15 protein-coding genes are annotated in these 8,971 nt (G+C 61.6%); 2 read left to right on the forward strand and 13 right to left on the reverse strand.

Annotated elements, in window-relative coordinates:
* Positions 1-200 precede the first annotated feature (200 nt).
* Together AC06E6_RS16100 and AC06E6_RS16105 are read left to right on the forward strand one after the other, a co-directional pair.
* The gene (locus tag AC06E6_RS16100) at positions 201-1,256 is read left to right on the forward strand and encodes a hypothetical protein (protein WP_478062013.1); all 1,056 of its coding nucleotides are present in this window, start codon (positions 201-203) and stop codon (positions 1,254-1,256) included.
* A gap of 57 nt (positions 1,257-1,313) precedes the next feature.
* Positions 1,314-2,216: an HNH endonuclease gene (locus tag AC06E6_RS16105; protein WP_478062015.1), complete on the forward strand. Its 903-nt coding sequence runs from the start codon at positions 1,314-1,316 to the stop codon at positions 2,214-2,216.
* Here the strand turns inward: AC06E6_RS16105 and AC06E6_RS16110 are convergent.
* From AC06E6_RS16110 to AC06E6_RS16170, 13 genes are all read right to left on the reverse strand, one after another.
* Positions 2,210-2,563 carry a hypothetical protein gene (locus tag AC06E6_RS16110; RefSeq protein WP_478062016.1) on the reverse strand — a complete coding sequence of 118 codons (354 nt, stop codon included), beginning with the start codon at positions 2,561-2,563 and terminating at the stop codon, positions 2,210-2,212. The two genes, AC06E6_RS16105 and AC06E6_RS16110, sit on opposite strands and share 7 nt — an antisense overlap.
* A 321-nt stretch (positions 2,564-2,884) precedes the next feature.
* Positions 2,885-3,238: a hypothetical protein gene (locus AC06E6_RS16115; RefSeq protein WP_478062017.1), complete on the reverse strand. Its 354-nt coding sequence runs from the start codon at positions 3,236-3,238 to the stop codon at positions 2,885-2,887.
* Positions 3,239-3,398: 160 nt separating this feature from the next.
* Complete coding sequence (locus AC06E6_RS16120; protein ID WP_478062019.1) at positions 3,399-3,731, reverse strand: hypothetical protein; 333 nt, start codon at positions 3,729-3,731, stop codon at positions 3,399-3,401.
* A gap of 272 nt (positions 3,732-4,003) precedes the next feature.
* On the reverse strand, positions 4,004-4,573 hold the full coding sequence (locus AC06E6_RS16125; RefSeq protein ID WP_478062021.1) for a hypothetical protein: 570 nt from the start codon (positions 4,571-4,573) through the stop codon (positions 4,004-4,006).
* Between the two features lie 35 nt (positions 4,574-4,608).
* The gene (locus AC06E6_RS16130; protein WP_478062022.1) at positions 4,609-5,205 is read right to left on the reverse strand and encodes a nucleotide-binding protein; all 597 of its coding nucleotides are present in this window, start codon (positions 5,203-5,205) and stop codon (positions 4,609-4,611) included.
* A 146-nt stretch (positions 5,206-5,351) separates the two neighbouring features.
* Complete coding sequence (locus AC06E6_RS16135; RefSeq protein WP_478062023.1) at positions 5,352-5,825, reverse strand: hypothetical protein; 474 nt, start codon at positions 5,823-5,825, stop codon at positions 5,352-5,354.
* A 303-nt stretch (positions 5,826-6,128) separates the two neighbouring features.
* The gene (locus AC06E6_RS16140; RefSeq protein ID WP_478062025.1) at positions 6,129-6,575 is read right to left on the reverse strand and encodes a hypothetical protein; all 447 of its coding nucleotides are present in this window, start codon (positions 6,573-6,575) and stop codon (positions 6,129-6,131) included.
* A 43-nt stretch (positions 6,576-6,618) separates the two neighbouring features.
* The gene (locus tag AC06E6_RS16145; protein WP_478062027.1) at positions 6,619-6,849 is read right to left on the reverse strand and encodes a hypothetical protein; all 231 of its coding nucleotides are present in this window, start codon (positions 6,847-6,849) and stop codon (positions 6,619-6,621) included.
* Between the two features lie 148 nt (positions 6,850-6,997).
* Entirely contained in the window at positions 6,998-7,270 is a 273-nt protein-coding gene (locus AC06E6_RS16150) for a hypothetical protein (RefSeq protein WP_478062028.1), read from the reverse strand.
* Positions 7,271-7,516: 246 nt separating this feature from the next.
* The gene (locus AC06E6_RS16155; protein ID WP_478062030.1) at positions 7,517-8,014 is read right to left on the reverse strand and encodes a hypothetical protein; all 498 of its coding nucleotides are present in this window, start codon (positions 8,012-8,014) and stop codon (positions 7,517-7,519) included.
* Positions 8,001-8,345: a hypothetical protein gene (locus AC06E6_RS16160; protein WP_478062032.1), complete on the reverse strand. Its 345-nt coding sequence runs from the start codon at positions 8,343-8,345 to the stop codon at positions 8,001-8,003. Before AC06E6_RS16160 ends, AC06E6_RS16155 begins: the two co-directional genes overlap by 14 nt.
* Before the next feature lie 10 nt (positions 8,346-8,355).
* The gene (locus AC06E6_RS16165) at positions 8,356-8,559 is read right to left on the reverse strand and encodes a hypothetical protein (protein ID WP_183642723.1); all 204 of its coding nucleotides are present in this window, start codon (positions 8,557-8,559) and stop codon (positions 8,356-8,358) included.
* A gap of 32 nt (positions 8,560-8,591) precedes the next feature.
* Positions 8,592-8,971: hypothetical protein (locus AC06E6_RS16170; RefSeq protein WP_478062034.1), on the reverse strand; the 380-nt coding region annotated here is incomplete at its 5' end.

Here is an 8,971-nt window from a genome sequence, read left to right on the forward strand (position 1 = left end):
AGATCGGCTGGGGGACCATGGATGCACCGCACCGGTCGTTTTAGTCATATGGAAGAGGTCGTCCATGTGTGTCAGAACGCTTTCAGAAAATCCGTTCGCCATTTCGTTTTAGTCAATCCAGTGCGGGGGCCATTGCAAAGCGCTGAAGCCTCCAAGCGCCCCACTCGGACCAACCGCTTTCGTTTGCTGGGGGAATGGGCATGACCTCACCTGCCTTCCTTGCATTCGCCGCCCTGCTGCTTGATCACCATGCTCAGCCGGACCCACGCGTGCGCCCTTGGCATGTGGACGCGGCATTGGGGCATGGCAACGATCAGTGCGCCTATTGCCTCTCGCCCATCGACAGTAAGCGAGCGAAAACCTGGTCCCTCTCTCCGCTGGTTCCGTTACGCATGGGAGGCAGCCTGGTTTCCGAGAACTGGCGGATGAGCTGCAAGGGTTGCGTCACCCAGCGGCGTGGCCGTGATCTCTTGGCGTGGGACGAGTTGATCGACCGGGTGCCTGCTGACCACCTCCAGCGGTTGAAAGAAACTCGGTTGCGGGTGCTGGAAAACTCGGACAACCACCTAACCGCTGCAGGCCGCTACGCCAAGCCAGCCACCGTTCTGGCCCATCTTCAGGAGCGTTGGAAGCATCCTCGCTTCCTCGTCCACGTCGAACGCCATGGGAACGGATGGTTCGTGGGGTGGCCGGTGGGCCAGCGGACCCTCACGGCCCGGAACGGCGCCGCTGTCCTGCTGCGCCAAGTGCACCAAGCCCACTGGATGGAGCACGGGGAGGTGGTGGGCTTCGACGTGCCAGGAGAAGTTTTTCAATCCGCTGTCTGGCAGCTCATCGAGCTCCACGCCCTAGTCATCGATCTGAGCCAGGACAACTCCGCTCATGGCGAGAGGATCGGGCAGAACGGCTGGCAAGCCCGGTATCCCACCCTTCGCCAGGTGCGCCAGCGGCGCAAAGGCGCCCATGAAACACCCTGGCCACCGGCTGTCGATGGTCAGATCAAGGCATACAGCGAGAAGGCCGGCTCAGTGCGCATGAGGACGAAACACCGGACAGCCCGTGAGGCCGAAACGAAGACCCGATGGCTGGAGGCCCGATCCCGGCTGGCGAAACGTGACGCGGACGTGGACGCGGGCCGGATCCGGGCCTACCTACCGGGTGAACGGGCTGCCCTGCAGGCAGACGTGGATGACTTGGCGGCCATCTGGCTGAAGGTTCGCCAGCTTTCGCATCCGCGGCCGTCGCCGCCTGGCTGAGGGGAAAGCCGGCTGGGCTTCCACTACCATGGGCTAGGTTTCAACCCTTGATAAGTCATGGACAGCGAAAAGGAACGGATCGCGAAGTGGCGCGCAGAGCGACGGCAGCGCCGGGAGGAGCAGCGGAAGACGTCCCCGCAGCCCTACCGCAGCCTCTTCACCATCGACAATGACGAACAGACCGATCCCCCAGAGCTCCAGGAATACCTGGTGCGGCAGAACCTGGCGAAGGGCAATCGCGCCCGCCGGATGAGCAGTGGGGAAGTCCGTCTGGCGTTGAACACCTGGGCCTTGGATGAACTGAATCAGCTCTGGGGCATGCGTCGGGAAAAGCTCACTTACCTTGAAGACGCCGCCCTGCTGTTGGCTGAGATTCGCCACCGTGCCGGGATCGATCCCCAGTTGCGGCCAGCGGCCGAGTTCCTGTCCCACGAGGCCATCCAAGCCCTCCGGGGAGTGCTGGAAGAGAACGGACGGTTGACGGTGGAGGAGCCATTGCTCCCGACCGAGGAAGCCGTGGTGACCGAGGGCAAGCGCGTGGAGCAAGTCCTGCGGGTGATCCGGGAAGGACAAGCCGAGTTCCGCAAGCGACTGGTCGCCCACTACGGGGCGGTGTGCATGGTGACGGGGACGGCCCAGGCCAGCGTCATCGACGCCGCCCATATCGTTCCTTACAACGGGACTTCCACCAACGCATTGAGCAACGGCTTGCTGCTGCGAAAGGATATCCACGCCCTGTTCGACGCCGGGCTGTTGACCATCGGGCCTGACCTGGTCGTTTACGTGAGCGCGGGGGTGGATGATCCGTTCTACCGTTCCCTCGATGGGAAGGAATTGACGCTGACGGCCCCGCCCAGGATGTCCAGGCAAGCCCTGAAGCAACGCGTCACCGGAAATGAATCGTCCGAGCTGGGGGTTACTGGCGAGCCAGCACCGGTTGAAACCTGCGTTTCTCAGTGAACCTGCATCAGGCACCGATCCACGAGTTGACGTAGGGCTTCTGTCAACGAAACGCCCGCGGCCTGAGCGTCGGCACGCAACGCGTCGCCGGCCTTCACCGACACCCGGCAGTCCGGGAGTGCGGCCGTGAACCGCGCCGACTCACCCTGGCCTTTCCGAACGCGGGGCGTCAACGGTTGGCGGATCGTGGCATGGGTGTTGACCAATGCGGCCAATGCAGCCGTGGACGAGAGCCCGTTTCGATGCGCGAGATCACGGAAGGCGGCGGCCTTTTCGGGGGCGATGCGCACCATCGGCAGGCGGTGGTCGTCCTGGGGGTTTGCGGGAAGGGCGTAGGGGTTGCTCACGGGAAGGACCTCACATGTCGTATTCGTCGAAGGCGCATTCGCCGCAAAGCCCACCCATCGCTGCATGAAACGAGCAGTCCACGGCGCGGCGTCCACATTGCGTGCAGTAACCCGTCTGGGCTCGCGCAACCCGCGATCGAGAGGTCCGGCAGAGGGCTACGTCCTCTCCCTGCCAAACGATGCCATCGACCTGGGCCTCCCAGCTGTTGCCGTTCTTCGCAACCACTGTCAGCTGATCGCCGACGCCGACCTGGGGGGCCAGGACCCGAGCGCCCCACTCGCCCGATTTGAGGAGAGTGGGAGTGGCTTGATGGTGAGCCATCAGTGCTTCACCAGCGCTTTGAGGTGGCTGAGCGAATCACCTTCCACTTCCGTCGCGCCCTCGCCCGCGCGGGCTTCCAGTTGTCGCTCCAGTTCCGCAAAGGCCTTGCCGTAGCCAGACGCAGGTCCAGCGTTGCGCACGTCTACTTCGATATCTTCGAGCACGTCAAATGACTTCTCCCAGCGATGGCCGGTCTTGCTCAACTCGTCGGCCACTTTCTCAGCCGCCGACACGTCGAACCGGATGAGGCGCAATTTCCTCCAGATTCCCCAAGAGCGGGTTCCACCGGTTCCTTGCGATTCAGTGATGGCGAAAGCTTGATGGTTGTTGTGAGCGATGGCGTGGATATACATGTCAGTTCCTTGGTGTTGATTGGTTAGCAGGATTGCCTCCCTCAAATCCAAGTTACGACAGCACATAAAAAGCGCAATGATTTATCCATCACTTTCTTTGACTAAATGCAAATTCTGCGGCCAGATAAAGCATTTTTCCCCAACATAAAGCCACCGCGCATCAGTTATGCCTCTCATTCTCCTGTTCGTAATTCCAACAACGCCGGACGTTTTCGGCTTCGCTCTGCATTTTTCGCCATTTCAAGAGCAACGCCTTCTTCGACTTTGGACGCCCCTTCTGCACAACGACCCTTCTGCCATCGACCACGATCCACTCGCCCATGGGATGCGAGTAAGCCCGATGCCGAGCGCACCATGTGTCCGCCCACCCCCAGTTCTCTTCGTATCGAAACCCCACCGGCTCAAGGGAAACGTGCGAATACCCTTCCAGCATGCATTCGTTGAGCCCCATCACCTTCATCAGTTCCTCGTCGTTGGTCGCATTTATATTCACGTCATAACTCCTTGGGTTTTTGGGCGTCGATGCCCCTTCAACTCCAGGCTATGAGCCCGCTTAAATTGCGCAATAGGTGAACCTAACTTTTATAGTTCACTAAATGAACGTTTATGCTCTTGACCCACCCAATGTTCGTTATTGCGCCGTAGGCGTGTGCCTTTCCCCGCCAGGGGATGCTTTTCAGCCGCTGTTGCTTTTCCTCCGGCACGAAACCCGGGCACAAAAAAAGCGGCCATAGCCGCTTTTTTCGTCACCCCTGTTTGCCAGGTTCAGTAGATTTTGCCGTTCCTTGCCTTGCCGCGGTTTCGAATGGCCACCCTGGCGGCTTTCCGTTCCTCGGCATGCGCGTCTGCCGGCGAGCTCACGACCAACAGGGTCTTCTCCTTGATGAGCGTCGCGGCGGCGTAGTCCGCCAGTGCCACCATGGCCGTGGTCAGCGCCACTTCCCGGCCGGCGTCCTCGGAGTCCTCGTAGCCGAACAACTTTGCGATGTTCTCCCGGAGCTTCGGTGGGATCGTCACCATCGCGCGGTGGTGGCGCAGGCCATCCTCGCGCCGACGGTAGTCGTGGAGGGTGACCGACCGCGGCATGACCATGTGGACGCGCTTGCCTCCGACCGTGCCAGCCCGCTGGCTGTCGTCGTAGTCGAAGTAGGACTTCCGCTCTGGGTAGTCGCCCGGCCCCAGAAGGATATGCTCAGGAATGCGCCCGATCGCCGGCTCGGCCTTGGACGTCATCCGCGATGGCTTCGTGTGGGTGACGTTCTTGACGTCATCCAGCGTGCGTTTGGCAGTCTTTTTCGTCACCGCCTTCTTGGCGGGAGCTTTGCGAGTGGCCATGGGTAGGTCAGGGAGGGAAACCAGTGGAAGGTCCATCATGCCGCAGCCCTCCCCTTGGCGTCACGCTTGAGGGTGTGGCGCACCCTCACGGCCAACCCGTGGATCTCTTCCTGGGCTTTCTGGGCCCACCGGTCGGCGGCGTCGAACACCGTCTGGCCCTGCTCGTAGCAGTCCGCGATCAGCGCCCGGTCACGCACAAGAACTGCTCCGGCCATCTTGGGATGCTCCAGCCGGCGACGGTGGGAGGCTCTATTCTTGTTCGCCCGATTGGCGACGGGCAGATAACGCTTGCCCTTCTTCTCCAGCACCTCCACCGTCCGAAGGAAGATGAGGAAGCTGGCACCGTCCAGCAGCGTCGGGACGAGGTAGAGGTCAGCTTCGGGGATCACCTCATTGTCCGGGAGCCTGGGCGGGGTGTCGGTGATCTCGATGTTGAAACCAGGCGAGCGCGAACGGCCCACGGAGAACGGGGTTTCATCCGACAGGGCCGCAAAGGCGCTGGCGCCGCCCTGGGGGTCCCGGTCGTTGACCAGCACACGCAGCCTGGGGTCGCGGGCGTAACACCCGGCGAGGTTCAGGGCCAAGGTGGTGCGGCCGACACCGCCCTTCAGGGAGAAGCAGCACAAGCGCATGGAAAGCTCCGTTGGTGAGTAGGTGGGGGTTGCCCTACCGACTCTATACCGAGCCAATCTCCACGCAAGTGCATGTTTTTGCAAACTTTTTAGCCGTTAAGCCGCCAGACTCTTTTCCTTGCACCATGCGCACCTCTCGTGCGTCCTTACGCCGCCCTTGATTTGACCGATGGAAGCACCCGTTGGGTGACCAGCGTTTCGGAAGGGGAAGCGTGGAGGTCGAACGATTGCTTGGCCATCCAATCTTTCAGCGAGGGTGGAAGGTCACGCCCCAACACTTCGAAGATGGTCCGGCGCTGCTTGCCGTCGTGGAATTCAGCGAAAGGGTCCGCGCCCGCGGCGGCAAGGATGAGGGCCATCTGGTCGAACCCGTAAGCCAAGTGGGGGTTGTCGCGATACGCCTTCCACCCCATACACGCCAGATGAAACGCCGTGATGTCCTGCGGGCTTAGCGAGACATCCAGCGACGGGAAGCCGCCATTTTCCTCAGATGACCTCCAGGCGTCGATGCGGGCCTGATGGATGCGGCGCACCAGATGGCGCAGGAGAAACGGGTTGTTGGCCTGGACCGCGGCGTGCAGCTTGCGGGCGAAGCGCTCTTTGGGATTGAGGGTGCTCATTTCCACCTCGCCTCTTTCCGGCTCTTCTGCTCGAAGTGGGCTTTCTCTTTGGCCAGGCGAACCAGCCGGTGGCGCTTCGAGTTGGGGATGTGGGCGGCTTCAACGTAGCCTCGGCAAGGCTCGTTGGCAGCGCTCATGAACAAGCCCGAGCGGGGTTGGAGCACGGTCAGTAAGATTTGGTGCATGGGGTGATTCCTGTCGGTTTAGGGTTGACCATTTATGAGTAGGTTCTTCTACTCCTATACGGCTTAAACCCATGCAACCACACCGACAGGTCGAGTCAAGGGGGTAAATCGCAGAAAGTCAGACTAAAAATGAAACTGCCAGAACGATGAGCGAGCCCAGTCCGGGGATGAAGCGAAGTGAAGCCAGTTGGGTGTCGCCCTCGGGCCAATACGGGCCATCTGGGGAAAAGACGAAGTGGTCGCCCTGGAGCGCCCCGCAGGTGGTGCAGTGGTGGGCCAAGTAGGTCTGGCCAGAGGTGCGGGTGGATGCGAAGCGGAGCCAGGGAGCGTGCCCGGTCAGGAACGCGATAGCGCTCTCGTCGAGGTGCTCGATGTAGCGCAGCAAGGCACCCTCCCCCTGGTCCACCACGCCCTCTTCGTCGCGCTCCTCGAAGGACGGCACCCACACCGCCGCCGTAGACGTGCTGGCACGGCAGAAATGGCAGGTGGTTTGTCCGAGCAGCAGACCGTAGGCTGGCGCATGGAGGTAGACGTCGTCGGTTTCGGGGGAAGCGGACTGATTCATGGCGCCATTTTGCCTTGCGCGTGTGTCAGTCGATGAGACGGGATTAGGCCGCTGTTGCGGCGGCACGCTTGGCGATCGGGCGGTTCGTGCCCATCCATCCCATGGTCTTGTATTTCTCGGGCGTCAGCAGCTTGCTCACGCCCAGCCATTGCGTCAGGTGGTAGTGACCGATGGTGTGGGGGTAGCGCTGGATGCCCTCATGCAGACGCTTGGGCAAGTAGCACACCTCGCCGTCCGTGCGCTCGTAAGCGTAGTAGTAGTGCCGTGCTGCCATGGCGGCCTCAGGAGGCCCAGGCGGCGTTTTCGATGGCGTCCGAGATGCGAGCCCCGAGCCAAACGCTCAAGGGCAGCACGATGGGAGCGAGCGCGGCGAGGATGGAAAGGGTCATGACTGTCGGTCCTGATGGGAGTGTCGTTGTCGATCAAGCGTTGGCGAGGACGTCGATCAGATCCTTGTCGTCTACACCGTAGATCGGCTGGACTTGCCCATCGTTGGTGGTGATCCAGAACGGCGCTTTCGTGAAGTCGGTCGTCTTAGCACCGTCCTCGTCGCCAAAGTCGGCTTGATCCGCCACGATACTTTCCTGCGAGTTCAAATAGACGCCTGCCGCAACTTCGACGGAGCCTTTGTCCTGGGCAACTTTGAGAGCAGCAGCGCGAATGGCTTTGGCGGGGGTATAGGGTTTGATTTTCATGTTGATCTTCCTTTTTTGCGTTTGGTTAGCGGGTTGCCCTCCACACCTTCAAGGTAGATCGCCTCAAGAAAATGTCCATGCCTGCAAGGGATCTTTTTAAGACTAAAATCGAAAACTGCGTAATTTCACGCAAATATTCCTAACATCGAATATGCGCCGATGGTGTTGCTACCTTTCTTCCATTGAGTGCTTTTCAGATCGCCGGTCGCGCAGCGGCCGGTGGCGGCGTTGTGCAGTTGCTCTTGCTTAAAGACGCGGGCGGCTTACCGTCGGCGTGTCGGCCACGGTCACCAGCCTGTCCTGCAGCAACTCCTGCCGCAGTTCGGCTTCCACTTTCGCCACCACCTGGGGCATTGCATCGCGCAGGGTTCCTGTCCGCCAGAACGGGCTGGCGCGGTAGGCGTTGCCGCCGAGCCTCATCAGCAGCCGCGCCGTCTGTTCCATGCGCCCCCGCTCCACTGGGCTTTCACTGGCTTGGTAGTCCGACGCGAGCTTCTCCAGCGGCCTTTCACTCCAGAAGTTGCGCGCGTGCGGCTCCGCCCCCGCTTCGATCAAGGCTTCGACGATTCGCGGCCAGGCCAGCGCCGAGTGGATGGCTGGACCTTCGTTCTCCCGCCACGAATTGGGATTGGCCCCCTGCCTTAGCGCCTCAAGCACCCCCACCAGGTTGCCCTCGATACACGCGTGAATCAGCTCCGCGCTGGGGCTGCCTGGCGGTGGCGGGGTGCGATCAATCACGGCCACGGCGTTTCCTCAGCGTGCCCCGTATGATCTGACGCAACACTTCGCCGCGGGTGTGGCCCAACGAAGACGCCAGACCACCGATGCCTTCGACAATGTGGCGCGGAGCCACCATCTCAGGCAGCCGATCTGTCTTGCTGTCGCCCATTCGCTTGCTGGACAGCGGGAAAGGCTGGCGGAAGTAGAGCGCCACAATCTGTCGCACGGCTTCGTTGAAAGGGATACCGTGCTTCTCGGCCAACCGGCGGATTTCGTCGGCATCGCCCGCGTTGACGAAGGACGTCGGCAGGCGCCCCATGGGGTTGTCCAGGCGGGGGTTGCGCAAGGGCAGCATCACCAGCTCCTCAGGCCGCCGCGGCTTCGCGGACGGTGGCGATAGCCTTCCAGCGGTTGAAGGCGGCGCCCGCGTAGTAGAGCGCGTCCACCAGTTCTTCTGCAGCACCCTTGGCGCGCAACTCGTCGTTGCCGCGGGCGAAGCCGGCCAGGATGGCGTAGCGCTCCTGGTCATCGGCGGCGTTGTTCATCGATTGGGCGATCTGGACGTTCATGTGGGTTCTCCTGATTGTGGGGATGGATGCGTTTAGAGGCGCATGCGCTGCTGGGGGACTTCCTGACTGGCCACTGGCGTTTCCTTCTGCGCTTCTACGCGCGGGCTCCACACCTGGCCGCCGATGACCATGCTCGGACCGCTGGCGGCAGGAAGCGCCTGCGAAAGCTTGGCCTGCGTAGACCGCGCCTTTAGCGCGCCCATGGTTTCCTGCGACATCTCCTTGGCCTCGTAGATCACTGACCCTTTCAGGTGGTCCCGCGCCTCGTCCACCAGCGCGGCGAGGGTTCGACCGAACTTCGAGTTCGGACCCTGGTTGCGAGCATCAGCATCCCAGCGCTCGATCACTTCGAACGTCTTCTCGTGACGATGGCCAGACTTGTTGAGCTCATGGAACACCGCTTCGGCGTCTT

Source organism: Stenotrophomonas sp. Steno-Z10-HUANG, assembly GCF_056393075.1.

Excerpts from the sequence above, each read along its gene's own strand:
- AC06E6_RS16100 (WP_478062013.1), top strand. The coding sequence starts at position 201 with ATGACCTCACCTGCCTTCCTTGCATTCGCCGCCCTGCTGCTTGATCAC.
- AC06E6_RS16105 (WP_478062015.1), top strand. The coding sequence starts at position 1,314 with ATGGACAGCGAAAAGGAACGGATCGCGAAGTGGCGCGCAGAGCGACGG.
- AC06E6_RS16115 (WP_478062017.1), bottom strand. The coding sequence starts at position 3,238 with ATGTATATCCACGCCATCGCTCACAACAACCATCAAGCTTTCGCCATC.
- AC06E6_RS16125 (WP_478062021.1), bottom strand. The coding sequence starts at position 4,573 with ATGGCCACTCGCAAAGCTCCCGCCAAGAAGGCGGTGACGAAAAAGACT.
- AC06E6_RS16130 (WP_478062022.1), bottom strand. The coding sequence starts at position 5,205 with ATGCGCTTGTGCTGCTTCTCCCTGAAGGGCGGTGTCGGCCGCACCACC.
- AC06E6_RS16135 (WP_478062023.1), bottom strand. The coding sequence starts at position 5,825 with ATGAGCACCCTCAATCCCAAAGAGCGCTTCGCCCGCAAGCTGCACGCC.
- AC06E6_RS16140 (WP_478062025.1), bottom strand. The coding sequence starts at position 6,575 with ATGAATCAGTCCGCTTCCCCCGAAACCGACGACGTCTACCTCCATGCG.
- AC06E6_RS16145 (WP_478062027.1), bottom strand. The coding sequence starts at position 6,849 with ATGGCAGCACGGCACTACTACTACGCTTACGAGCGCACGGACGGCGAG.
- AC06E6_RS16150 (WP_478062028.1), bottom strand. The coding sequence starts at position 7,270 with ATGAAAATCAAACCCTATACCCCCGCCAAAGCCATTCGCGCTGCTGCT.
- AC06E6_RS16160 (WP_478062032.1), bottom strand. The coding sequence starts at position 8,345 with ATGCTGCCCTTGCGCAACCCCCGCCTGGACAACCCCATGGGGCGCCTG.
- AC06E6_RS16165 (WP_183642723.1), bottom strand. The coding sequence starts at position 8,559 with ATGAACGTCCAGATCGCCCAATCGATGAACAACGCCGCCGATGACCAG.